The organism is Alistipes sp. An116, from assembly GCF_002161005.1.
In the GTDB taxonomy this organism is placed as follows: Bacteria; Bacteroidota; Bacteroidia; order Bacteroidales; family Rikenellaceae; genus Alistipes; species Alistipes megaguti.
In genome coordinates, this window is record NZ_NFLR01000010.1 from 36,625 (window position 1) to 62,675 (window position 26,051).

The following is a 26,051-nucleotide window of genomic DNA, read 5'->3' on the forward strand; positions in this document are numbered from 1 at the left end:
AGAATCAATTGAAGGTTATCTCGCCGCCGCCGATTTCCCAGTCGTTGACGTAGAATTCGAAGTCGCCCTTGTCGGGGTTGTACGACACCTCGACCAGCACGCGGATGAAGTCGTTGCGTTGGATTTCGTGCACGTCGCTCACCACACCGCTCGCCTTGTCGATGGTCCTGAGCACGACTTGCTGCCGGCTGCCCAGTCCTTGCTGCGGTTCTACGGGATAGAGTGCAAACTGCGACCATGAGCCGTTGCCGTCCCATCCGACGACCGTAGCGGTAGAGGTGTCAGCCCGGACGTTGATGTAGGCATCGGTTCCGTAGCGGTTTCTGTAATAGTCCGAGATGAAGAGGTAATAGTTGCCGGACATGCTGATGGAGTAGCTGCTATTGTCCCGGCCTGCCTGATCGACCATCCCGAGCCGGTAACTTTCGGTTGTGCCTGATATGGTGGTGATTTTGTCGATGTAGTCGCCGGTTTGGACGTTTTTCAGGTAGTAGCCCGATCCGTTTCCACTCCATACGAGTTCCCAGACATAGTTGTAATAGTAGTTTGCGCCGGCGCACTGATCGAGAATCTGCTGGGGAGTCCGGCTGTCGGTCGAAGCGTATACCTTGTCGTTTTCGACATAGAGGTAGTTGTCGGCGTCGCTGCGTTTGATCAGGAAATAGGGACCCTGTGCCTGCATGTTGTACAGCGAGGTGACGGGTTGTCCGCCGTTCTTGAGTTCGTAGCGGGTGAGGTCCTTGTTTCCGTAGTTGACCCCGATCGTGTAGGTGTAGTTGTTCACCTCGTCGCGGCTTTCGTAGATCAGTCCGTCGAAGAGCGTCTTGACTCCCATATCCCTGGTGACGACGGTATTTTCGACGAAGGGAACGAGTGCATTTGCGTCGGTTGTGACCGGAGCACCCTTGCCGCTGTTTGCGTTTACGACCGCATCGGTGTAGTTTTCGCCGTCGGCCCGCGAGAAGAGGTAGCAGGCCGACTGGGTGAAGTTGTCACTCAGCGAGAGATCCTCGACCGTCAGCGGCAGTTCGCTGTAGTTGCAGATGTCGATTCTCAGGCGGGCGCACGTGTGCTTGAGTTCGGCGCTCATGCGGTTCGTACCGGAGATCAGATTCAGCGTCTGCATGTTGCTCAGCGGAATGGAGACATTCCCGGGGCGTACGTAGGGGGCGTATTGCTGGTTGTTCTGGTCGGTTTTGACGGGGATTTGCAGCACCAGATCATAGAAGTTGCCGCACTCCTGGCGGAAGTTGCTGATACCGGTTGCCGGCGTTTTCCGGTAGCGATCGATCAGGTCGCTGATCTGCCGGGCGATTCCGGAGTTCCCGAACTGATCCGATTCCGAGTAGTTGGCCACGGCGAGCAGGAGATAGGTGCCGCGGGTCAGTTTTTCGGCCAGTCCATGTTTCGGATCGTTGTAGTTGAACGTCACGCGGACCACCTTCCCGGAGGTCAGCGCGGGATCGACCTCGCCGGTAGCCTCGTTGACAAAGCCGTTTTCGGCATCCCGATCGTCGTATGTCTGCTCGTCGGGATAGATAGTGCGGTAGGCCACGAGCCGGTTTTCGAGGTAGTTGATCAGGAAGAGCGAGACGTGGCGGATGGTGTTGTCGTCGGCGTCGTTGGTCCGGGATGCGGAGGCGATCAGGGCCGAGAAGTCCGACGTCAGGACCAGACTGGCCGGTTCGCGGGGCGAGTCGGGGGTCACGGGACTGGCCTCTTCAGCCTGCCGGCACCCGATGAGGGCCGCCAGGAGCATCGGAACGAGATAGCGTATGGAGAGTTTGCCGTACATGATGGTTGCTGAATTTGGGGCGTTGTCAGAAGACGATGCTATGTGACGATTCGCGTTCGTTCCAGTCGGCGACCGTCAGATCGAGGATGAGGTTGGTTTCGGTGATCGAGATCGTATAGGTATACCGTTTTCCGGGGAGGTATTCCGTACTTTCGGCCACGGAGCCGTCGCTGGCCTTGATGCGCTCGGTCACCTTGGGGATGGAGACACGATAGACGGCCTCTTCGCCGCTCCGGGTCGTGAAGCAGAACTGCAGGTTCCCGGACGATTGCTGGGGGAGGATCAGCACCCAGCCGTTGTTTTGAGCGAAGAGTTCACCCTCCGAGGTTCCGGTCCGGGTGTAGGCCATGGCCGGGGTTGAGGTTCCGGCCGCGGGGTCCGCCGAAAATTCGACACCCGAGTTTTTCCAGTAATAGATCCGTTCGGTGACGGGCGGATTGTAGCCGTTGATCCAGGAGATGCTCTCCGCGTCGGTCTCCGATCCGTAGGCGAGGATTCCGGAGGTGGCGAAGTCGCGCGAAGCGGCGTTCTGAAGCCAGCACGAAGTAAGGTAGTCGGTGTTCGAATAGGTGGCCTTGACGAGGAACCGGACGGCCGCCAGACCGTGGCTGAATCGGAGCGCGACGGGCTGATTGAGGTCGACCTGCGGATCGGTCGTGTTGACGTGGTTGTAGGCCAGCAGCAGATCCTCCTGCATGTCGTGGGTCGGGTATTCGATGACGAAGGTCGAGGCCGTGGCCGACGAGATGACGTTGTCGCCGATCTGCGCGGGGTAGTAGGCGCGGAACTTGTATTGGCCGCCCTTGAACCAGTAGAGGTCGTTTCCTTCGTAGTTCCACTTGCTCCACGGGTTCCCGTTGGCCTTTTCGGCATAGATGAGCCGGGTGCCCGCAAAGATATTGCGGTTGGTCTTCTGGTTGCCCTGGCTGTCGGTATAGGTGTAGTCGGCCCAGATACCGATGGCCTGACCTTCGCCGCCGTTTCCGGTCGGGGTGCAGGCCTGTTCGAGGGTGATCCAGTCGCGATCGGTGTAGGGATTCCCCTCATCGTCGAATTCGGGGCCCACGAGCGAGCGGGAAGAGGGAGAGTCGACGCTTTCCACCTTCCAGCTGATGGGCACGGTTCCGGCTTCGGGCATCGAAGCGCCTCCGGTATCGGGAGTGGAGCAGCTCCACACCGCAACCGAGAGGATCGGAATCAGGTATTTGAATGTTCGTATCATGCGTGTCGGGCGTTTTTATTCGAGTTGTGAGGGATTTTCGGGAATTACCTCGACGCCGGCCGGGCTGACGGCCAGCGTGAAGACGTAGTGGCGGCCGGCTTCGAGCGCAACCTTGAGGGGCAGGTCCTTCTCCTCCTGGTTGAGACGGCCGCCGGCCGGGGTCACAAACTGATAGACGACGTTGATCGTGCCGTCGAGCTCCTGGGGGATGATGCGCCGTGCGGAGCCGACGATCTGCGGCGTATATACCGCCTCCTGATCGCCTTCGAAGAAGAGAAGACGCTCATCTGCCGGATCCTCGAGCGTCCACTTCGGCTCGGGCAGCGACTGGAAGCGGCCCTTCAGCGCGATTCCGGCGAGCGTAATGCTGCGGACATAGACGCGTGTGGATTCGTACCCCGAGACGCTGCGCACCCGGAAGTCGACTTTGCAGAGTGCGGGGATCATCGGCAGGGGAATGATTCCGCCGTTGTGGCTTTTGGCCAGATCGGTCTGGGGCTCGGTGTAGTGGAGGTCGCCGGGGTCCGACGAGGTGTCCACTCCGTCGAAGACGACGCCTTCCGACGGAGTGCAGGCCGTGGCGGCCTCGAACGGTGCAAACCCGATGCAGGAGAGCGTGTACTGATCCGACGGCCAGTCCAGTTCCGGGTCGGGGTACCAGAGATTCCCGTTCCGGACGAGACGTTCCATGGCCAGATAGCTGTCGGCGCTTTTGGCTTCGGCTTTCCAGGAGGACTCTTTGTCGAGCGACCAGCCGCTGACCCCGAAATGGTCTTCGATGGAGTAGGCTGCTGCGTCGTCCTCCGGGGCGGTGTCCGAGCGTACCTGTGCCTGCATGACGGGTTCGAACGCGAGCCTTACGACGGGATCGTGATGGTCGCGGTCTTCATTCACGCAGCCGGCGCCGATCAGCGAGGCGGCAGCCGAAGCGAGAAGGATCCGAAAGAGTGGGTTTTTCATGCTTGTCAGGTCTTTAGGGCCTGCGGCGGGTATCACCCCGTCCGCAGGCAAATTGCGGAATAGGTTTCGCCTCCGCGGGCGGATTACAGGTTGATGTCGGGCTCGACGGTCACATCCTCCCAGTTCTCGACAATGGGAGCGAAGGTGATCTTGTCCAGACCGAAGATAATGCGGTAGGTGTAGCGCTTGTTGGGCTCCCAGGCCTTGGCATTCGTCGTGCTGTTCAGATTGAAGGTCTCCGTAGCCTCGATCGCACCCGAAGCGTCCGTTCCATAGGTGTAAACAATCTCGACAACGGCAGCGGTGTTGCTTTCGAACGACTGCGGAAGCAGGATCAGATCGGCAGCGCCCGTGGGCTCCGTGTAGGTCTTATCCTCGGGTACGGCGAAGTCACCCGTGAATGCGACATACTGGGCATCTGCATTGCCGGTTGCCGTCCAGGCGGGAGTGCGGGTCGTCGAACCGCTTCCGTCGGTCAGCGTCTCGTTGAAGTTACCGGCATTGTAGACATTCTTGATCGTGATGCTCTTGATCTTGAAGTCGATGTCGGCTCCCGTCGAGTAATTCTCCTTGGTGCCGACCTTGAAGACGATCGACGACAAGGCGTGGTGGAAGACGATGTCGACCCCGTCATAGGTATTCGTAGCACTTCCCGAATAGTTGTTGTCCGAGCTGGTACGGTTGTAGGCACGGTCGCTGTACATCAGGTCGTACTGATCGCCGATTGCGGGAACCGTAAATCCGGCGATCTGCAGACCATTGGCCGTGTGGGTGTAGGTACCTGCGGCATCGGCAGGCGAGTAGGCGGCAAAGGTCAGCTTACCGGTTTTGGGCCAGAAATAGTCCGTCTCCGGAGCCCAGGTGTTGCCCTCTTTGGCTACCGTGATGGGTTTGCCGTCCTTCTGGGTCATGTAGTTGGTCCACGCGTTGCCCGAGTCTTCGAAGGAGGTGTAGTCATTTTCGTGATACCAACCCCAGACGTTGAACGACTCTCTCTCGGGATAGGCTGCCGCGTTGTCGATTTCGCCCGGAATGGCACGGGTCGTGGCGCCTACGGCCGGAGCTTCGAACGTGATCTTCGAATCCGACGCACCGAACGTGTCGGCCGGTTCGTTTTTCACGCAGCTGGAGAGCACAATGCCCGCCGTGGCTGCCAAAAGCAAAACTTTTTTCATAAAATTGGGTGTTAAATAAATGGATAGAGAGAATATTATAAGTTGTCAGATGATGATGTCGGTTTCGATGTCCTCCCAGTCGTCGACGCCCGGAGCGAATCCGTCGCCGCTGCCTTCGGGCTCTTCGGGCTCGGGGATGTTGAGCACCTGGTCGAGCAGGATCCACTGGTGTTCGATGGCATCGGGTTCGGAGAATTTGTCCGTAATGTCGATCGTGGTGGTCAGGGCGCGGCCGTCGGTGGTGCGGACGTCAAACGTAATGGAGAGTTCGTTGTTCACGTCGGGCAGCTTGCCGAAGGTGTGGAATGTCGTGTAGATGAACGGTTCGTTGGTATCGAGGCCTCCGCGGTGCATTTCGAAGTAGACCGTAACGGGATCCTCCTCGCGGGCCTGCCCGTCGTTGAGCGTGGCCGAACCGGCCATGCCGGTAATGAGGCCGGCGGCCGAAGAGATCCATTGGGCCCCCTTGACGCGGACCTGCAGGTAGTATGAAAGGACGATGCTCCGGGCCGTAAAATGGTCTCCTGCGGCGTTGTAGAGCGTGTCGACATCCTCCCTCGGGGCGATCGACAGTCCGGAGTGCCGGTCCACGAAGAGGTGGTCGGGGCCGTAGACGATCCGCTCCTCGTCGCCTCCGGCGCGCACGGAGAGCGAGTGCCGCAGCACGGTGGAGATTTCGTTCGTACGGGCCACGGCTTCGTGGTAGAAGTGGCTCTGATCGATGATCGTTGTCTCGGTTCCGAAGTTGTAGGTCAGCAGCCGGTAGTCGCCGGGTTCGGCGACGATGTAGCCGTCGTAGTAGACGCCGCGGGCATCGGTATGTCGGTTGCGCAGGTAGCGTTCGGCGGCGATTTGACCGGTTGTCAGATCGTAGAGGGCGACACGGAACATTTCGGGTGTCGCGTAGTCGGGTTTGACGAGCGAGGGGTTGTAGAATCCCGTCGTGACGTTCTTGATCTCCTCGTCGATGTAGACCCGGACGTAGTGCGTATTGCCGGCGTCCACGAGCGGACGGCGTTCGCAACGGGTCGTAAGCAGGGCCGTCGCGAGCAGGGCGGCTGTCGCGGGCAGTAAAGTGATCGAGCGTTTCATCGGTTACCTCCTTTCACCTTGGTTTTGACGAGCAGGGGCACGCTGAGCGCGACTTCGATCTTCGTGGGGCCGAAATAGTGCCAGACGCCCGATTTGTTGCGGTCGCGGATCAGCAGTTCCCAATCATCGGTGGGGTTGTAGTGGCGGTAGGGGATACGCGCATAGCCGGCCGAGATGGAGAATTCGAGATTGACGCGTTTGGCAATGGGCATGGAGTACCCGTAGGTCAGTCCTGCGCTGAAGAACTCGCCCTGATAGCAGAAGGTCCGGTTGGCCTGCAGGTCGAACTTTCCGCCCATGCCGTAAACGCCGAGGAAGTGTCCGACCAGTGCGTCGCGCTGCACTCTGCGCGGGGTTTCGGGTTGGGTTTTGGGCTTGAACCACCAGCGGAATTCGCCGCCGAAGGAGAGCAGCTGCAGACAGTAGCGGTTGCTGCCGGTGAGCCACCAGGGGCAGTGGTGTTCGTAGAGGATCGAGAATTTTTCGTTGAAGGGAACCTCGATTGCGAAGTTGAGCGCCGTTGCTGCATCATACAGCATATTGGTCTTCAGCGCCACGATGGTTCGTTTCTTCCAGGCGGCCGTATCCTGCTGCCCGATGCCGGCAAGGGGCGTGAGCGGACTCTTGACGGGCTCTTCCACGGCGAACTCCACCGGTTTGCCTACGGGATTCTGCTGCGGCTTCTGCCAGATGCAGATCCACGTTGCCAGACGCAGCCGGGGCATGTGGTTGCGGATAATATATTTATAGGTGTAACCGTTGTCGAGTTGCTGAAGCCTCCATTTTTTGGTATCGTTCCGCACGGGAGCTTCGAGGATGGCGAGGACCTTGTCGCGGTCGTTGCGATGGTAGTTGGCCTCGAGTTCCCGGGTCAGGCCCTCCCAGTTTTCGTTCATCGGGCAGAGCCGGATGCGGTCCGCGTCGAAATTCCGATCGGCAGGAATGTGCGCAAGGACGAAACGCCGGGCGGCTTCGGCGCGTTTGCGTGCCAGCCAGACGTTGTGCTCGTAGACGCCTTCGGGTGAGGCGTAGGCATAGATGGTGATGCTGTCGATGTGCGGTGAATTGGCCAGATAGTGCCGAATCCGGTCCATCTGCCACCGGTTGTCGAGATATTCGTCATCAAGATCGATCCGGTCTCTCCAGTAGTAGAGAGCGAATCGGTCGACGATACACGATGAGTCAGCCTTTATCGGGTCGGAAAAATTCCCCCCCCCTCCACGGGATGGAGCCGGTATTTCCCGACTCATGGCCGGAAGAGCAAGACCCACCAGACAAATGAGTGCAAGTGTCGTATTGATCTGCATAAGAAAGTAACTTCTTCTCCGGAAATACTGAGCCACTGTCATTCATCACGCATCCCGGAAGAAATTACCTTTTCTCGCGGGCTGAGTATAGGTCTCGGAGGTTTAGGACTGCAAAGATATGCATTATTCTTGTAATGATCAATTTTTTCTTCTCCTAAATGGCCCTTTTTCATATTAATACGAAAAACAGGCCATAAAATGAAAGAAAAAGTTGCGAAAGGTTTCGAAAGAAACCGTTTGAAGGATTTGAATGGCTCTGATTTGGGCGCCGGTCTGTCCCGCGGTACCGCTGTCGGGCCCCGCTGCGGGATATTCATCCGGTTCCCGTGCACCTAAAAAACGGGCGCTCACCGAAGGCCCGGACCTGGACTCTTCGCATGAGCACCCGTCGGAAATCGTTGGGTATGATCGTTTTTCAGAATTTCCGGGCCAGTTCGGCCGCCTGTCGGCAGCCGTCGGTTCGGTCGATGTCGCCTTCGTTCAGCACGCCCGGGATGAGCACTTCGCCGACCATCTCCCATTGGAGCAGTGCTGCGGTGCGTTCCATCGGGATCCGCACGCCGTCCAGCACCGTCATCTCCTCCTCCTCGCAGCAGGCGATCAGGGCGCATTTTTTGCCGGCGACGGACTTCCCGCCCACGACGAGCGAGAAGAGACAGTCGATCACCGCCTTGATCTGTGCCGGAATGGAGTACCAGTAAACGGGCATGGTGAAGACGACGGCATCGGACGTGAGGATCGACGAGGCGATGGCATCGAACTCCCCGTTGAACGAGCAGGCCTTGCCCGTCTTGTAGCAGGTCATGCAGGCGTGGCAGCCGCCGATCTGGAGGAAGGCGGCGTCGAAACGTTCGACCGAGTGCCCGAGTTCGCGGGCTGCGCGGATGAAGGCATCGGTCATGGCAAAACTGTTGCCGTTTTTGCGGGGACTTCCCGTGATTACCGTCATTTTCATGGGGCTCTTATTTTTGAATGGTATCCGAATTCTGGTTGTAGGCCTTGGCCACGCAGCGCCATTCACCGTCGATCTTCATCAACAGCAGGTAGTCCGTGAAGTCGATGCGTCCGCCCCATTTCTCCTCCAGCACGCGCACGACGGCCAGTGTCTCCTCGACGTCGAGGACGTCGATGCGTGCCTTGAACGACTTTCCGGCCGGTACGGTGTCAACGTTGTGGTAGAATTGCTCGATGGAGCCGTGTTCGAGCCGGCCGTCCAGATAGCCGAACAGCACGGCCTCGTCGATAAACAGTTCGCGGGCCGGGCGGCTGTTGCCTTCGGCGACGCTCTGCACGAATTTTCGGGCGGCCGCTTCGACGGCCCGATACGTTTCGATGCTTGCTCTCATGGGAAACAGGTATTGGTTTTACACGGACAAAATTACGCAGAACCGGCCGGCGAATCAAGTACCGAAAAATGTTTCGGCTACTGAAAAATTATTCGGTATATCCCTGATATCGGGGGATATTCCTATCTTTGCGTTGAGAAAAGAAGGAGTGCCATGTACGAACGCAAGATACCCGTAGATCTGGATTGCCCGCTGCGGCTGACGATGAGCCTGATGGACTCGAAATGGAAGTCGTGTATTCTGGACGAACTGCGCCACGGGGCGCTTCGCCCGAGCGAGCTGCACCGGAATCTTCCCGAGGCGACCCCGCGGGTTCTGGACCTGCAGCTCAAGGAGCTGGTCGAGGACGGTCTGGTGACCAAGACCATCTATGCCGAATTGCCGCCGCGTTCAGAGTATGCGCTTTCGGAGCTGGGCGCAACGCTACTGCCGATCATCGACTCGATGATCGAGTGGGGGCAGCGCAATGCCGCGCTCTTTGAGCGTAAATACGGTCGACAGCGGCTGTAAGTTGTTGCGGTTCGGGAGGGGGGGGGACTGAGGAGCGTCAGGACGGAAAATGGTATTTTCCGCCTTTTTTTTGCACCATGTGACGCTTGATTGTGTATTTTTGTGCGAATCCATATTACCAAAGTATGTTTAAAACCATAGTTCGCTTTGCGGTTACGAAAAAGCTCTTCATCGGGTTGACGATGCTTTTCCTGCTTGCGGGAGGCATCTATGCGATGTTGACGTTGCCGGTTGATGCCGTGCCGGACATCACCAACAACCAGGTGCAGATCGTGACGGTTTCACCGACGCTGGCTCCCCAGGAGGTTGAGCAGCTGATCACCTTCCCGATCGAAGTGGCGATGAGCAACATCATGCATGTCGAGGAGATCCGTTCCGTGTCGCGTTTCGGGTTGTCCGTCGTGACGGTTGTCTTCAAGGAGAGCGTTCCGATCCTCGATGCGCGCCAGTTGATCAACGAACAGATCCAGACCGTGGCCGGCGAGATCCCGCCCGAACTCGGCACGCCGGAGATGATGCCCATCACCACGGGTCTGGGCGAAATCTACCAGTATACGCTCGATGTGGCTCCGGGCTACGAAGACCGTTACGACGCCATGGAGCTGCGTACGATCCAGGACTGGATTGTCAAGCGACAGTTGTCGGGCATTCCGGGCATTGTCGAGATCAACAGTTTCGGCGGTTACCTCAAACAGTACGAGGTGGCCGTGGATCCCGATGCGCTCTATTCGCTCAACATCACCATCGGGGATGTTTTCGAGGCGCTGAGCCGCAACAACCAGAATACGGGCGGCAGCTACATCGAAAAGGTCAACCGGGCCTACTACATCCGTTCGGAGGGAATGATCTCGTCGCTGGACGACGTGCGACAGATCGTCGTGGCCAACCGCGGCGGCATCCCGATCCATGTGAGTGATGTGGCGACGGTGAAGTTCGGTTCGGCCAAACGCTTCGGCGCCATGACGCGCGACGGCAAGGGCGAATGCGTGGGCGGCATCGCCATGATGCTCAAGGGTGCGAATGCCAACGTGGTGACCCGGGAGTTGGAGTCGCGGGTCGCGAAGATCCAGAAGATGCTGCCGGAAGGGGTCACGATCTCGCCCTATCTGAACCGTTCGGAGCTGGTCAACCGCAACATCTCGACCGTCATCCGCAACCTGATCGAGGGGGCGATCATCGTCTTCATCGTGCTGATCGTCTTCCTGGGCAACGTCCGGGCCGGACTGATCGTGGCGTCGGTGATCCCGCTGGCGATGCTCTTCGCCTTCATTCTCATGCGGCTGTTCGGGGTTTCGGCCAACCTGATGAGTCTCGGCGCCATTGACTTCGGTATCGTGGTCGACGGTTCGATCGTGATCGTCGAGGGTATTCTGGCCCATCTCTACGGCCGTCAGAACCTCGGCCGGACGCTCTCGCGTCACGAGATGGACGAGCAGATCATCTCGGGCGCGGGCAACGTGGTGCGCTCGGCGACCTTCGCCGTAATCATCATCCTGATCGTCTTCTTCCCGATCCTGACGCTGACGGGCATCGAGGGCAAGTACTTCACGCCGATGGCCAAGACGCTGGTATTCTGTATTATCGGAGCACTGTTCCTCTCGCTGACCTACGTGCCGATGATGTCGTCGCTCTTCCTCAAGCGGCGCATCCAGGCCAAGCCGACGCTTGCCGACCGCTTCTTCGTATGGCTGAACCGCATCTACCAGCGGTGTCTGAGTGTCTGCCTGCGGTTCCGCTGGACGACGGTCGGCGTGGCGGTGGCGGCCTTCATCGGAAGCCTGCTGCTCTTCACGCGCCTGGGCGCCGAGTTCATCCCGACGCTCGACGAGGGGGACTTCGCCATGCAGATGACCCTTCCGGCCGGAAGCTCGCTCACGCGGAGCATCGCCGTCTCGGAGCACGCCGAGCAGATTCTGATGGACAACTTCCCGGAGATCAGGCATGTGGTGGCGAAGATCGGTACGGCGGAGGTCCCGACCGACCCGATGGCCGTGGAGGATGCCGACGTGATGATCGTCATGAAGCCCTTCGAGGAGTGGACCAGCGCCACGTCGCGGGCCGAACTGGTCGAGAAGATGAAGGCGGCGCTCGATACGATTCCCGACGTGGAGTTCAACTTCAGCCAGCCGATCCAGCTTCGCTTCAACGAGCTGATGACCGGTGCCAAGGCCGATATCGCCATCAAGCTCTACGGCGAGGATATGGCCGAGCTCTACGCCAAGGCCAAGGAGGCGGCGCGGTATGTCGGGCAGGTTCCCGGCGCTTCGGACGTGCTGGTCGAGCAGGCCATGGGTCTTCCGCAGCTGGTGGTCGACTACGACCGTGCGAAGATCGCCCGCTACGGCATCAATATCGAGGAGCTGAACAGCATCATCCGCTCGGCCTATGCGGGCGAGACGGCCGGGACGGTCTTCGAGAACGAGCGGCGCTTCGATCTGGTCGTACGGCTTGACCAGCGCAAGGTGGCCGACCTGAACCTCGACCGGCTCTTCATCCGCACGTCGGACGGCATCCAGCTTCCTGTGAGCGAGGTGGCGACGATCGATCTGGTGAACGGTCCGCTGCAGATCAACCGCGACGCCACGAAACGGCGCGTGGTGATCGGGGTGAACGTGCGTGATGCCGACATCCAGCAGGTGGTGGCCTCCATCCGGGAGAGCCTCGAGCGGAACGTCTCGCTCAAACCGGGCTACTACTTCGAATACGGCGGACAGTTCGAGAATCTGCAGAATGCCATCCGCACGCTGCTGGTGGTGATCCCCGTGGCGCTGCTGCTGATCCTGCTGCTGCTCTTCTTCGCCTTCAAGAGCGTGACCTACACGCTGGTGGTCTTCTCGACGGTGCCGCTGTCGATCATCGGCGGCATTCTGGCCCTGTGGCTGCGCGGACTTCCGTTCAGCATCTCGGCCGGAGTGGGCTTCATCGCCCTGTTCGGCGTGGCCGTGCTCAACGGCATCCTGATGATCAACCATTTCAATGCCTTGCGTGACATGACACCCTATCCACTTTCGACGCGCCGCGTCATTGCACGCGGTACGCAGCATCTGCTTCGTCCGGTCTTCCTGACGGGTCTGGTTGCCTCGCTGGGCTTCGTGCCGATGGCCGTGGCCACGACGGCCGGAGCCGAGGTGCAGCGCCCGCTGGCCACGGTGGTGATCGGCGGACTCTTCGTCTCGACGCTTCTGACGCTCTTCGTCGTTCCGGTCTTCTACCGGCTGGTCGGTGAGGCGCCGCTGCTTCGTCGCCGCACGTTCCTGCGCCGCTTCTTCCCGATGCTGTTGCTGCCGATGCTGCTTGTGCTGCCGACCGAGGGACACGGCCAGCAGCGGGTGACCCTCGATGAAGCGGTCGCCATGGCCGTGGAGAACCATCCCCGCCTGCAGTCGGCCGAGGCGTCGATCGAACGCAGCCGGGCCATGCGCGGCGAGTCGTGGGAGCTGGCTCCGACGACGGTCGACTACTCCTTCGGCCAGCTCAACGGAACGGAGCGCAACGACCGGGAGATCAGCATCACCCAGTCGGTGGGCTCGCTGCTGACCCCCTTCTACAAGAATGCGCTGGTCCGCCGGCAGATCGAAACCGGAGGTCATTACAAGGAGCTGGTTCGCCGCGAGGTTGTGGCCGAGGTCAAGCGGGCGTGGTCCTACTACCTCTATACGCAGGAGCTGTGCCGGCTCTATGCCGACCAGAATACGCTGGCCACGGAGCTTTCGCGCACGAGCCGGCTGCGCTACGAACAGGGCGACATCACGCGCCTGGAGTTGAGCATGACGGCGACGATGGCCGCCGAGATGCGCAACAGGCTCTTCCAGGCCGAGGAGGAGCACAAGGTGGCGGCCGCGCGTCTGCAGTGGGCCTGCTACTCGGATCAGCCGCTTGCGCCGGCCGATACGACCCTTCGTCAGTTCACCCCGACGCCCGAGGTCTCGGCCGATCTTCAGCGCAGCTACTACGACTCGCAGGTGCGCGAAGCGGAGGCCCGGGTCAAGGTGGAGAAGAGCCGCTTCTTCCCGGAGTTCTCGCTGGGTTACCAGCGGCAGAACATCCTTCCGGACAAGGGACTGAACGCCTATGTGGTGGGCGCATCGTTCCCGATCTTCTTCAATTCGCAGCGCAGCCGGATCCGCCAGGCGAAGGCCGATGCCCGTATCGCCCGCAACGAGGCGGAGATGAACCTGCGCACGGTGACCAATCGGGTGACCGAGCTCGAAGCCTCGCTGCGGCGTTACGGCGAGAGCCTGCGCTACTACACGGAGTCGGCGCTTCCGGAGGCCGAGACGCTCATCCGCGCCGCCAAGCTCCAGTTGGCCAACAGCGAGACGAGCATTGCCGAATATATCCTGAGCCTCAATACGGCGCTTGAGATCCGCCGGGGCTACGTCGAAACGCTCAACCAGTACAATATTGCCGCACTCGAATACGAATTATACCGCTAAAAACAAGTCTTATGAAAAAGATATTTCTTCCCTTGACCCTGCTGCTCGGGGCCTGCTCGAATTCGGGGACCTCGTCGACGGCTGCCGATCCGGCCTCCGCGGCCGTTCAGACGGCCGATACGGTCGAACTTGCGGCCGCTGAGCCGGCCGACGCCGCGGTTGATGCGGCGTCGGGAGCCACGTCGGTTCCGAATGAAACGCTCTTCAATGGAACGCTGGCCATTCCGCCGCAGCACCGTGCCACGGTGACTCTGACCATGGGTGGATCGGTCCGGAGCACCACGCTGCTTCCCGGCGCCTATGTCAAGCAGGGCGACGTGTTGGCGACGCTCGAAAATCCGGAGTTCATCACCCTGCAGCAGACCTACCTGGACAGCCATGCGCAGTACGAATACCTGCGTACGGAGTATCTGCGTCAGCAGACGCTTTCGCGCGAGGAGGCCTCTTCGCAGAAACGCTACCAGCAGAGCCGTGCCGAGTATCTCTCGATGCGCAGCCGCATGGAGGCTGCCGCCGCTCAGCTGGCCTTGCTGGGTGTGGATACGACCCGTCTGCTGAGTCGGGGGATTGCGCCGCTGCTGGAGGTCAAGGCGCCGATCAGCGGCTATGTGGCCGACGTGAAGATGAATATCGGCCGCCATTTCGACGTGGGCGAGCCGCTGTGCGAGATTGTCGACAAGCGCGAAATGATGCTCCGTCTGACGGCCTATGAGAAGGATCTGCCGCATCTGATGATCGGTGATCAGGTCGAGTTCCGCGTCAACGGCATGGACCTTCAGACGTTCCATGGTACGGTTGCGATGATCGGTCAGCAGGTCAACAGCGAAAACCGCTCGATCGACGTCTATGTGCGCATTGCGGAGCAGAATCCGCAGTTCCGCCCGGGCATGTACGCCACGGCCCGCATCCGGCGCCGCTGATGCGGATCGGCTCCTCCGTCGGTGCCGTCCCGGATCTTTGCCGACGGTTCGGACGAAGACACTCAGGCAGCCGCATATCGCAATTAAGAACCCGCTGGGTTCAGAATATTATAGCCTAATTCACTAATTTGCAGGGACTTGATGTGCGATTTTCTTATCCGGTCACAAATCAGTCACAAATCACTGTCGTTATTTGACAGGGGTTTGTCTGCATTAGACTCGATGTAAAATTATATTATTTTTCTTAAATGTACAATTTAATTTGTGACTTACGAATATGTTTATTCCAGCGTGATTTTCCCAAATCTTAATTCTGCTTTCAGAATTGCATATACATAGGCCGAACTCACTATGTAAAGTCCCGTATTCGGATCGGAGAGTTTGGCAAAAGTCTCCGAATTGTGAAATACGGAAATCGCATCGGTCATTTTTATTCCCTTGTCTTCCATCAAATAGGCGATGATGTCTTTGCTGATTCCTTCGATCAGATATTTGATTCTTTTATCATTCATAAGGCTTGAGGTATTTAATGGCTCTATCCGTATGAAAGAATGGATAAGGAATCGTCCTTGAGACCGATGACCCGAATCGGCCAAGATCGGTAATCAGTCCCCGATTGAAAGAGGAAAAATTCAGATCAACACGCTTAGCGTGTCGATCTGAATTTAAGGATTAGTATATGTATATCTGAAAGATCTGAGAGACCCTTCCCGGACACACTTTTTGAGATACTGCCTGGTTTGCGAATATCAGTGTGTGCGTGTGTAGCTTTTTCTGTCAGGGCCGACACCTTTTACGGTCACTCGTTTCCAGTGTTTCGGCAGAGCTGAAGGATTTTGTGTGATTCCCTTATCCGAGATATCCAGGCCGCAAAATCCATTGATTACAGCCTGAAGCATTCCTCCAGCCCCTGTTGCAAAGTAACAGTTGGTAGAGCCTGCATATTCTGCCGTAATACCGAATGGAGGAACGCGGTTCGGTTGATAGCATTTAATGAACAGTTCATATGCTTTCTCTCCATCACCCAGACGAGCATGTTGTAGTGCGAGTATGGAGTATGACATGGCTGGTCCGGCATCAATTCGTGGCTCGTAATATTCCAGATCGCGGCGAATATCTTCCTTGTTTGTGACGATCCCGAGCGGGTATGCCAACAGATTTGCATCAGCTTGTTTGATCAATCTGCCGTCGTACCCTTCGTATTCGCGGGTCGTTCCGTCCTCAAAATGGGGAATACGGATCTTTTCAGCTATTTCCGTCCATATTCCGGGGGCTTTTTCCCCACATAGGCGGGCTGCTTTTACAGCTGCCTGCAATGCTTTCATTACGGCGCCATTGGTGAAAGCATTGTCATCTACTCCTTCCGCGTATTCATCAGCACAGACGACATTGCGAATCGAATATGTATTGTCTTTATTTCGTTCGACTCGGCTTGTCCAAAAATCTGCGACTTCACGTAGAAGCGACCATCCTTCCTTGCGTAGCCAGTTGAGATCGCGTGTCATGCAGTAGTAGTTCCATGCTGCGATTCCGATGTCAGCAGTGATGTGGTGTTCAAAAGGTCCGGTCAAAGCCCAAGTAGGACAAGCTTCCTCTCCGGCATCATCGCTTTCCCAGGGGAACATGACTCCCCTGTATCCGTAGGCAAGAGCCTTGCGTCTTGCACCAGGCAGACGGTCAATGCGGTAGTTAATCATCGATTCGGCAATACCCTGGTTAAGGAAGAGCATCGGGGGATACATCCATAGTTCGGTATCCCAAAAGATGTGTCCACTGTATCCTTGAGATGAGAGTCCGTAAGGAGGAATACTTAGTCTGCTGTCCGCCCGTGCGAACGAATAGAGATGATAGAGGGCCAGCCGGACAGCCTGTTGTGCCTCATCGTCTCCTTCGATCTCAATATCGCCTTGCCATAGTTCCTCCCATAAAGCATTGTGTCGCGATATTAACCTGTCCATACCCTCTTTGACCGCATAGATTACTTCGCGGTCGGATTCATTCCATGGATCAATGAAGTCTCGGTCGGAGCAAATGGCTGCAATCAGATCGAAGGTAAAATGTTCCCCCCTTTTTTAATGATATGCTAATTCGATTTCGTTCATCCGAGCAGTTCTGGTCGACCATTCGCTCCGGATCGAAGAGCAGCACTGCGGAGGCGGATACGTTGACCCCTCGGTGTCGGGCTGTGGCCCAAGATCGTCGATACCGAATTTGGGTGTCATTGACTGTCAGTTCCAAAGCAGAGGATTTTGCCGGTTCGTATTCGTTTGGTGTGACGGTCGTGTTGTCGACAGAAAGAAATAGGTCATCTATCGCTTCAATGTTGACGTGAATTACTCCGGCGTATGGCATATTGCGTAAAGCTCTGATGTCGTATGAGATACGCGCTTTGCTGTCGGCTACGAATGTGGTGCGTAGAAGAGCATGACGCATGTCAAGCTCCTGAATCCATTCGGATAGAGGCGTGTCGGAGACATTGCGCCCGTCCAGGGATACGTTGAGTACAAAGGGATTCAGTCCCGGCAATACGCGGCTGATACCGTGTTCGGCATGAGCGTCAAATACATGGTTCAGCATCACGTGGCGTATGGAAAACGGTTCTCGCCAAGGCAAAATCCCGATGCCGCCATTGGCTAATGTCACGCCGTGGTACGGGTCTGCATAGGATTGTGTTGAAATTTGCCAGTCTGTGTGTGTCGCTTGTGCCATACTTGCCGTAGCCGTCAGAACCTGACACAGTAGGACGAATAGATATCGGGTCATCGGTTTAGTTGTTTGTTGTGTGAAAGAGATCGATTTCAACCAATGTCCGGAGCGTTGCAATTAGGATGCATCGGTTTGACTTTTATCTGTTTATCAGCGATGTGGCCGGAAAAACTGTAAACATGGCCTTGTACAGGTGAAACTTTTTTGCAAAGCCATCGAAACCGAATCGTCTTTCACACAAATGTTAGTCATAAAAGGGTTAGTATTTCAGTCTGATTTTCTTGTTGAGTTCTTTATGGATCGATCGTACGGGAACCAGCGTGAATCCCCAAAGGTATTCCTGATTGGAGAGAATCGTGGCATAAGGTTGTGGCCGGTCCCCCCAACTGTTGTATCCGGCGACACCTTGATGTCGTCCGTCAAGGCATACCTCAACAAAATCCCGCGGCTTAATATCGTTCACGTGCGTCTGTTTGCGCAAACGATTGGCGGCATGGTCGTAGTCGCGACTGTCGATCTCTTGTTGCGAAAAATTGTTCCATTGGTAAGGTTTGGCCGAATCCTGACCATCGAAGTCTTCGATACTGTTTCGCAGGGCATTGAATTCCATCAGCGAATCCGCAACGATCAGAAGCCCTTTTCCTCGGATGTCTGTTGCAGCCATCCACCGTGTTTGGGTATGATGACCATTTTCCTGCGGCCGTATATAAGGTGTATAGAGGTCCCATGCCTTTGCCGAATAGATTCCCACGGTAGTTCCCCTGTAACGATCCGCGTAATTTTCTTCGGGACCACGACCGAAATACAGGATGTTGTCGAAAAGCTGAGGCATGCGGAACCGCACTCCGATACGCGGAATTTCGAGTACCTTGTGAACCTTTTGCATTTCATCCTCGGTTTTTGGGGTGGAAGTGGCAATGGCACCGTCGTGTGTCCCGGCATTCAGTTGCTCCAGATTGTAATGACGTTCTTTCTGTTGAGGCTCGAAATGCAGTGCCAAATGAAGTTCTCCGCTGGAATAAAGGGTGTAATCCATCCGGTACGATAGGTATTCCAGTCCCTCTTCCGGCATCTTCCAGCCATATTCGACAGCAAGTTTCACACAATCTTGACCGTGTGTGATGTGGTAAGCTCTCATTTGGGGATTGTTTGAAATGCTTTTCCAGATTTGCAGACGGAGCGGGGCGCCATTGCCATAATCGTTGTCTGTTGGAGCGCGCCAGAAATTGGGACGAATGCCGAATCCCTTGTCAAAATACTCCGTACCGTCAACCCGATAGGAGGTCGGTATGCCCAGTGCCGTGTCGAATGTGAATTCGACACTATGTGAACGTATGCATACGGTAGTCCCTCGTTCCTCCACCTCCATTTCGATGTTTTTCCCCGGAGCGAAGGGCCCCTTCTCTCTCTTGAATGGTAACTCGAACTGCTCGTTGGCAATGATATGCCCGGCCGGGACGAGCGATGTCGGATGCAACGAGGTAACTTTGAAGTTGAGAAAGTATTCATCACCCGGAGCGACTTTGAGTCGATCGACGGGAAGTGTCACCACCTGCGACTCCTGCGGAGGCAGATCGAGATCCAATACGCCGGTCCGCACCGGATGGCCGTTACGGCATACCGCATAACTGAGCTGATAGTCCGACAGATCGGTGAAGTAAAATCGGTTGGTGATTTTTACTTTTCCATGGGCCAGATCGACAGCCTCGAAACCAATGTTTTGGTGGACATATTTTACCTCGCTCATGGACGGATGTGGCTTCTGATCGGGTCCTATGATACCATTGGCCAGAAAATTGCCATCAGAGGGAGTGAACTCGTTGCCGTAGTCGCCGCCGTAGGCCCAGTAAGGATCCCCCTCAGAATCGTGCCTTAAAATACCCTGATCGATCCAATCCCAGATGTAGCCGCCCTGTAGATGCGGATGCGCATAGATTGCCTGCCACTGTCCCCACAGGTCCCCGTTCGAATTGCCCATGCCATGGGAGTATTCCGACGGCACGACAGGCCTGTCGGCGCCCTTTTCACCAATACTGCGTAACCACGCTGCAGACGGATACTGAGGTACGTACATGTCGGTGTTCCATTCCCAACCAGCGCGTTCATAGCATACCGGACGCTCCATCCATCCGCTGTCAAGATTTTTGAGCGTTACGTAGGCGTTGTAGAAGTTGAATCCATTGCCTGCCTCATTGCCCAGCGACCAGATCGTGATACAGGGATAGTTTTTGTTGCGCTCAAACATATTCACCACACGTTCAATGTGGTGCGGAAGCCAATCAGGATTGTGTCCAAGCGTCCCCCGCTTTTTCCCATCCAGATGTCCTTCGCTGCCCTTGCGCATGTCGTCCTGCCAGATGGTGTAGTACATGCCGTGGGACTCGATATTGGCTTCGTCGTAGACATAGAACCCGTACTCATCGCACATCTCATAAAAACGTCTGTCTTGTGGATAATGGGCCAGCCGTACTGAGTTTATGTTGTTGCGCTTCATCAACTCAAAATTGCGCCGCATCTCCTCTTCTGTTACGTAGTGCCCTCCTTTTTCGCTGTGTTCGTGTATGTTTACCCCTTTTAGTTTGATGGGTTGTCCGTTGACGTAGAGCAGACGTAATCGCTTGCCTTCGCGCCATTCGTCGCTTTCCCGGATCTCGATGCGACGGAAGCCGACTCGAAAGGGTATATATTCCGACTTGTTGTCCGTATCAATTCGCATCAAGAGCCGGTATAAATTCGGTGTCTCGGCCGTCCACTTCAATATTTGTTCGAATCGTTTGTCGAAGACCACCGTCTGTTTGCCTTGTGCCGGGACAGACGTCTCTGCAAGGCTGTTGAAGACGATTGTACCTTCTGCATCGGACAATTCGACCGCGATTCGCGCGTCGGCAGCCGTAGTACGACTGTTGCGAAGATCCATTTCTAATCGGAAGATCCCCTCTGAATAGCTGTTGTCAAGTGTCGATTGCACGCGAAAATCTGCCAGTGAGACCGGAGCCTGCGACCAGAGAAAGATATCGCGTTCGATACCGCTAACTCTCCAGAAATCCTGACATTCAAGGTATGATCCGGTGCTCCAGCGGGCGATTTTCAGCGCCAGCGTATTTTCTCCGCTTTTTAGATAGGGCGTTATCAAAAATTCGGCTGGATTTTTTGAATCTTCACTGTATCCAACTTCCTCGCCGTTGACATAGACATACACTCCGGATTTTGCGCCTGCAATGTGGAGGTATACGTTACGTCCCTCCCAATCGGTCGGTACCTGAAAGTTCCGGCGATAGATCCCGCCGGGAATTGTTTCGGGCAAAGTCGGGGGAATTGGGTTCGAAGTGGCGAATTCGAATGGATGATTGACATACAAAGCGGTACCAAAGCCCTGGAATTCCCAATTGCCAGGAACCTTTATCTCTGGCCAGTTGGAGACGTCCGTGGCAGGATCGGTTGCTTCCACGGGCAGGTTGCGGAAATCGTCGTTGAAAAGGAATCTCCAGGTGCCGTTCAATAACAGGTAATAACGACTTGCCGAATAATCGTTGCTCAGTGCCGCTTGCCGATTCTCGTAAACCATGAACGAACTGCGTGGAGGTTGCTTGTTGACCGATATGACGTTTATGTCCCGGTGGTATGGGAGTTGCGCTTCCTTCCCTGCAAGGACCTGTGGATGGAAAAGAATCATCCATGAAAGCACAAAAGAAAACACAGAATAGCCTGTGAAACGAAAAATCTTCATAATAGATGATAGGACGGTGTGATGTCTGGAACTTGTGGATGGTTTATTTGCCAGGCCATACACTAATAAACGATTGTTTTTTTCAGTTTTATGTCGTTAACAGAGCTTCCTATTTTCAGCTCGAATTCTCCCGGTTCGACGACATACTCCATGTCGGCATTCCACAAACCGAACTCATTGAACGGGACCTGTAAGGTTACGGTTTTTGTCTGTCCGGGATCGAGCCATACCTTTTCAAAACCTTTCAGATAGTGGAGGGGCGTTACAACGCTCGAAATACAGTCGTTAATGAAGAGCATGACTGTTTCGTAACCGCCACGTGAACCAATGTTGGTGATGTCCACGCTTACTTCCAAAGGCTTTCCTTCTTCGAGATGTTCGGATGAAACCTGCAGGTTGTTGTAGTCGAATGATGTGTAGCTCAATCCGTGACCGAAACAAAAAGCAGGCTGGTCGTCGCTGCGACCGGAGCCGAGAGCGTAGCCTGTCGTGTAGCGCGATTTTGTTTGGTAGTAGTACATGGGGATTTGTCCTGCGGTTTTGGGAATTGTGATGGGGAGTTTGCCCGATGGATTGACCTGGCCGAAGAGCACTTCCGCGACGGCTTTCCCGCCATACATTCCTGGTTCCCAGGCATTCACAATTGCAGGAATGTTTTCCGTAGTCCACGGGTTGTTAAGCGCCGTACCGGTCACTATTACCGCAACAACAGGAATTCCGGTTTCGGCAATTCTGCGAATCAGTTCTTCTTGTCTGCCATAGAAATCAATGGTTGGCCGATCCGCAGATTCGCCATAAGTACGTAGTCCCCAGTCCGTGCGTATTCCGTACCCTCCTACGGCGATGATCGCAAGGTCGCATTGTTTCGCTTTTTCGACGGCGTCTTCGATTGCGAATTCGTTTAGTTCTCCGCCTTCCTCCAATTGACGGCTCTGCGTAACGGGATCGGTGGTTTCTACCGTGACGTCCGATTTCCTGCCTTTTATGCGGCCGCTGTTGCTGTAGACGATCTCACACTTGTCACCCACGCATTCACGAATACCGCGCAATAACGTATAATAATGATTTTCGTCTTGTTGAAGTGTCGTCCAGTCTCCCAGCATCGACTGATTCGCCGCATTGGGCCCTGTGACGAGAATCCGGCGATATTTCGCTTTGTCAAGCGGTAACAGTCCCCCTTCGTTTTTAAGCAGTACGACGCACTGGCGTGCAGCCTCCAGGGCCAGGTTGTTGGCCTCGTCCCCTCCGTACCCGGGGTTTTGCTCCGTCGGGAGTTCAACATAACGGTTCTCGAAAAGTCCCAGCTCGAACTTCACGGTCAGGATACGTCGGACGGCCTGATCGATTGTCTTCATGGAGATTTTGTGTTCGCGTACGAGTTCGCGCAGGTTGCCTTGAAACATTTGCTGCCCTTGTTCCGTATTATCGGTCGTAAACATGTGCATGTCTACTCCGGCGGAGATTGCTTGACGAACGGCGTCTTTTTGATCCGCAGCTACGCCGTGAATGCGATCTTCCCGCAGGTTTTCGATGTCTCCCATATCCGTGATGATGAAGCCGTTGAATCCGAATTCCTCCTTGAGCATGTCGGTCAACAACCATTTGGAAGCATGCATCGGAATACCGTTTACGTTGTTGTGCCCGGGCATGAGTGTCATCACCCCCTCTTCGACGGCAGCCTGGAAGGGCGGAAGGAACACGCTGCGGAGCATCCGTTCCGAGATTTCGGCATTGCCATGGTTTACACCCCCTACCGAGGCGCTGCCGCCCACATAGTGCTTGACGCATGCCGCGACACGATGTTGCGGATTTTCGTGGTTCTGATAGCCTCTGATGGCACTGCGAGCCATGACGGTCGTCAGAAATGGGCACTCGCCGTAAGTTTCGCCGGTTCGTCCGAATCGTGCGTCCTGCACGATATCAAGGGTTGGTGCGAAGGTCCATTGGTTCCCGGCATTTCGAATCTCCTTGGCTGCAATCTGGGCAGCATGGTTCACCAGTGTCGGATTGAATGTTGCGGCCATGGAGATGGATGTGGGGAAGATCGTGCGGTTTTGCAGTACGCCGTATCCGTGCACGGCGTCCACGCCGACGAGCATCGGGATTTTCAGGCGGGATTTTTCAGAGAGAGACTGCACTTCATTGTAGCGTTCTGGTGTCAATTCGCCAATAAATGCCCCTACACCGGTAGTGCGGATCATTTCGCTCTCTTTGAATTCATCGAACGACCATACTCCCACCATGTCCATTTGAGCGATTTTCTCGTCGAGAGTCATGCGTTTAAGCAGGTCTTCGACCCGTTGCTCTACAGGGAGTGTCGGATCCATGTATTTTTCGGCCTTGCGTGCAAAGCCGGAGAGCACGATAAAGGTTAGAAAAAAAACAGTAAGTATGCTGATTTTACGTTTCATGTCTGGACTTGGAATATTACTGAATGATTGTTCAGATAATGAAAAAGGATGACAACTGACACGCTCATTGTCAACGGGCGTTAGTTGCCACCCTTTCTTCTCATTGGATTGCATTCTGTTTTGGAACAAGACTAACGCGTCCCGTAAACCAGAGTACGTTTACCGTCCCAGGCAACAGCCTCAATGCGGGTCGATCCTGCGGGATAGCGCACGAGTGTGCTGCTGCGATCCGGAGAGTCAGTGCCTACCATGGTTACGCGATCGAGTGTTTCGCCACGGTAAGTCTCGAAGACCGTCACGTTTTTCCAAATGTTGTGTGATACGGTGAATGTGCCATTGCCATTATCTGTAATGCCGTTCCCATACGTGCCCTCGACGGGTAACTGCTTTACGTAAACCGGAAGGCTTTGAGACGAGATGTAGTATATAACCGGAGAGGCGGGTTTGGGATACTTCTTTGCGTAGTCAATCAGTTCTGCCACATCCTCCTCGGTAATTGTGATAGTTCCCACGCCGTAGTCGTCGAAAGTTTTGTCAATGGGTTTTAACAACCCGGCAGTGATGAAGAAATCGGTTAAATCTTCATGGATGACGTCCATGGTGTTGCGCATGAAGTTCAGTTGGTGTTGTCCATTGGTGAAGTTTGCGTCATCCGTTTCCCGTACGATCTGCGCTACGTCCGCGTACCAATCGGGTTTCTGCCATGAGGCTCCAGCAGATAGTCGGTAGTAGAGCATCAATTGCCATAATGGACACAATTTGACAATATGGTCGCCTCCGGTTTCTGCATACCCTGTCATCTTGTCTTGTCCGAACTGGAACATCCACGGTTCGCCATGAGCGACACCATAGGTAAGGTAGCAATTCATGCGACCGCCGAGTTCACGATTACCATTGGTGTCGATGTAACAATTCTCGGTTTCGAGAGAGATCGTACCGTGTAGTGGTACGACACGAGCGCTGAATAGACGTTATTCGTTACCTCTGTGGTTCCCAACCATTTTAATCCGGGACGTATTTGGTTGACATGGCCAAATTCGTGGGCCGGGCCCCAAATATAATTGCGGATCAGACTGACGTCGACGGCCTGCTTCATCGAATTTTTGTCGATGCCCACGCCCACGCCGTCGGCGAAGTATCCCGAAGCGACGGTGCGGCCGAACATGTGGTTTTTGGGTCGGAGGTTGTATTTGACCAGCCCCATGATTTCGTGCTCCATGGTGACCAGTTCGTCGTAGACCTGCATAAGTTCGTATCCGTCCGAGCAGTATGTGCGCAGGTCCTCGGTCGTGAAGGCAAGGTTCACGCTCTTTCCCTTCAGGTCGAAATAGGTGGATACGGCGCCGTCGATCAGCCGTTTCCAGTCGGCCGATGTGTGCTTTGCCAGATCGAAATAGCCATTAACCTTGCCGCTGGCGATGTGAATTTTCACGGGTTTGGCGCTCTTCCAGTTGGTCGTGTAGTAGGAGATATAGCCCAGTCCATTGCTTCTCACCGATAACTTGTTGATTCCCGTGCGCAGGGCGAAGGTGTCGTCGGAGTCGTTGGAAAAATTATGAATGCGCAAGGCTAGACTTTCCCCGTAGGTATCACCCACTATCACTACGACGTCGCTGCCCGACGGAAAGTAGATTCCCGTCGGATTCTCAAAGGGATTGTAATTGCTGGTTTTCAGTATTTTGGCTGTCTCTTTGAGCGTCGGATAGGCTTCGTATTCCTGTACGCGGAACTCCGTTTCATAGGTTCCGTCCAGTAATGCGAGGGCGATTGTCCGGAAGAATTCGTTGCCCATTTTTTCGATTTGCTCTCGCGTCACATCGGATCGCAATTCCGAGAGCGTCTGATCGGCGAAGATCTCGTTGTAGGCAGTAAGGTTATTGTCGCCGTAACGGTAGAACTCCATCTCGGCACAACTGACGAAGTCATTGCCGCCGCTCTTGACGGAGAATTTGAAAGCGGTGGCACCCTCAATCCGCCGGTCAAAGAGGATCGTCGAGGGTGTGGAGCTCATTTGGAAATCGTAGTCGCCCAGTTTGACGAATTCAGGCTCGGCTTCGGTGGCGACAAAGAGTTCGAACTCTCCGAACAGTCCGTTTTCGGCATCCTGGCGGGGTTTGTAGACGAGGTAGTCGACATTCTCGGGATTCTCGAACCGATATTCGAGGGTAACCGGGAAGTTGGCCGGTCCCGACCACGGCGAATGGTAGAGGGTACTCATGTCGCCGTCCCACGACTTTTCGATATTTTCGTCTAACTGGAACTCGCTGGCTTCACCCGAAGCGATCTCGATCCGGATGTCGCCGTCGATGCCTGCGGTGCTGCCCGGGACATAGGTATCCGGCGACGGGGTGGTGGGGCCGGGCGTCGTTTCATCTGCGCTGCTGCATGAGTTTGCTCCCAACAACAGCAGCGGAATCATCAATAATGTGTTCATTTTCATGGTA

18 protein-coding genes are annotated in these 26,051 nt (G+C 55.7%); 3 read left to right on the forward strand and 15 right to left on the reverse strand.

Annotated features, from left to right (window positions below; all coding sequences use genetic code 11):
- Positions 1-4 precede the first annotated feature (4 nt).
- The 8 genes from B5E60_RS08330 to B5E60_RS08365 form a co-directional block, all read right to left on the reverse strand.
- Positions 5-1,795 (reverse strand): RICIN domain-containing protein, encoded by a 1,791-nt coding sequence (locus B5E60_RS08330; protein WP_087311047.1) that lies wholly within the window; start codon positions 1,793-1,795, stop codon positions 5-7.
- A 25-nt stretch (positions 1,796-1,820) separates the two neighbouring features.
- Positions 1,821-3,017: a fimbrillin family protein gene (locus B5E60_RS08335; RefSeq protein WP_087311048.1), complete on the reverse strand. Its 1,197-nt coding sequence runs from the start codon at positions 3,015-3,017 to the stop codon at positions 1,821-1,823.
- A 15-nt stretch (positions 3,018-3,032) separates the two neighbouring features.
- Positions 3,033-3,977, reverse strand: a complete 945-nt coding sequence (locus B5E60_RS08340; RefSeq protein ID WP_087311049.1) for a fimbrillin family protein — start codon at positions 3,975-3,977, stop codon at positions 3,033-3,035.
- Positions 3,978-4,060: 83 nt separating this feature from the next.
- Complete coding sequence (locus B5E60_RS08345; RefSeq protein WP_087311050.1) at positions 4,061-5,152, reverse strand: fimbrillin family protein; 1,092 nt, start codon at positions 5,150-5,152, stop codon at positions 4,061-4,063.
- Between the two features lie 45 nt (positions 5,153-5,197).
- Positions 5,198-6,244: a DUF5119 domain-containing protein gene (locus B5E60_RS08350; protein ID WP_087311051.1), complete on the reverse strand. Its 1,047-nt coding sequence runs from the start codon at positions 6,242-6,244 to the stop codon at positions 5,198-5,200.
- Positions 6,241-7,338, reverse strand: coding sequence for a DUF3575 domain-containing protein (locus B5E60_RS08355; protein WP_162611610.1), 1,098 nt, complete (start codon positions 7,336-7,338; stop codon positions 6,241-6,243). Before B5E60_RS08355 ends, B5E60_RS08350 begins: the two co-directional genes overlap by 4 nt.
- A gap of 628 nt (positions 7,339-7,966) precedes the next feature.
- Entirely contained in the window at positions 7,967-8,506 is a 540-nt protein-coding gene (locus tag B5E60_RS08360) for a flavodoxin family protein (protein ID WP_087311053.1), read from the reverse strand.
- Positions 8,507-8,513: 7 nt separating this feature from the next.
- On the reverse strand, positions 8,514-8,897 hold the full coding sequence (locus tag B5E60_RS08365) for a nuclear transport factor 2 family protein (RefSeq protein ID WP_087311054.1): 384 nt from the start codon (positions 8,895-8,897) through the stop codon (positions 8,514-8,516).
- Between the two features lie 153 nt (positions 8,898-9,050).
- Between B5E60_RS08365 and B5E60_RS08370 the strand changes: the two genes are divergently transcribed.
- From B5E60_RS08370 to B5E60_RS08380, 3 genes are all read left to right on the forward strand, one after another.
- Positions 9,051-9,407, forward strand: a complete 357-nt coding sequence (locus B5E60_RS08370; RefSeq protein WP_087311055.1) for a winged helix-turn-helix transcriptional regulator — start codon at positions 9,051-9,053, stop codon at positions 9,405-9,407.
- A gap of 125 nt (positions 9,408-9,532) precedes the next feature.
- The gene (locus B5E60_RS08375) at positions 9,533-13,843 is read left to right on the forward strand and encodes a CusA/CzcA family heavy metal efflux RND transporter (RefSeq protein ID WP_087311056.1); all 4,311 of its coding nucleotides are present in this window, start codon (positions 9,533-9,535) and stop codon (positions 13,841-13,843) included.
- Positions 13,844-13,854: 11 nt separating this feature from the next.
- Positions 13,855-14,763, forward strand: coding sequence for an efflux RND transporter periplasmic adaptor subunit (locus B5E60_RS08380; protein ID WP_087311057.1), 909 nt, complete (start codon positions 13,855-13,857; stop codon positions 14,761-14,763).
- 281 nt (positions 14,764-15,044) lie between these two features.
- On the opposite strand, the gene B5E60_RS08385 is transcribed toward B5E60_RS08380, so the two are convergent.
- The 7 genes from B5E60_RS08385 to B5E60_RS14345 form a co-directional block, all read right to left on the reverse strand.
- A complete protein-coding gene (locus tag B5E60_RS08385; RefSeq protein WP_087311058.1) occupies positions 15,045-15,275 on the reverse strand; it encodes a hypothetical protein in 231 nt (76 codons plus the stop codon).
- Between the two features lie 237 nt (positions 15,276-15,512).
- Positions 15,513-16,721 (reverse strand): hypothetical protein, encoded by a 1,209-nt coding sequence (locus tag B5E60_RS14385; protein WP_342394913.1) that lies wholly within the window; start codon positions 16,719-16,721, stop codon positions 15,513-15,515.
- Positions 16,722-16,770: 49 nt separating this feature from the next.
- Entirely contained in the window at positions 16,771-17,526 is a 756-nt protein-coding gene (locus tag B5E60_RS14390; protein WP_342394914.1) for a hypothetical protein, read from the reverse strand.
- Positions 17,527-17,728: 202 nt separating this feature from the next.
- A complete protein-coding gene (locus tag B5E60_RS08395; RefSeq protein WP_087311059.1) occupies positions 17,729-21,142 on the reverse strand; it encodes a glycoside hydrolase family 2 TIM barrel-domain containing protein in 3,414 nt (1,137 codons plus the stop codon).
- A 116-nt stretch (positions 21,143-21,258) separates the two neighbouring features.
- Positions 21,259-23,607: a glycoside hydrolase family 3 N-terminal domain-containing protein gene (locus tag B5E60_RS08400; protein ID WP_087311060.1), complete on the reverse strand. Its 2,349-nt coding sequence runs from the start codon at positions 23,605-23,607 to the stop codon at positions 21,259-21,261.
- A gap of 131 nt (positions 23,608-23,738) precedes the next feature.
- Positions 23,739-24,476: a M60 family metallopeptidase gene (locus B5E60_RS14340; RefSeq protein ID WP_087311061.1), complete on the reverse strand. Its 738-nt coding sequence runs from the start codon at positions 24,474-24,476 to the stop codon at positions 23,739-23,741.
- Entirely contained in the window at positions 24,473-26,047 is a 1,575-nt protein-coding gene (locus B5E60_RS14345) for a M60 family metallopeptidase (RefSeq protein WP_087311062.1), read from the reverse strand. Before B5E60_RS14345 ends, B5E60_RS14340 begins: the two co-directional genes overlap by 4 nt.
- Between the last annotated feature and the right edge of the window lie 4 nt (positions 26,048-26,051).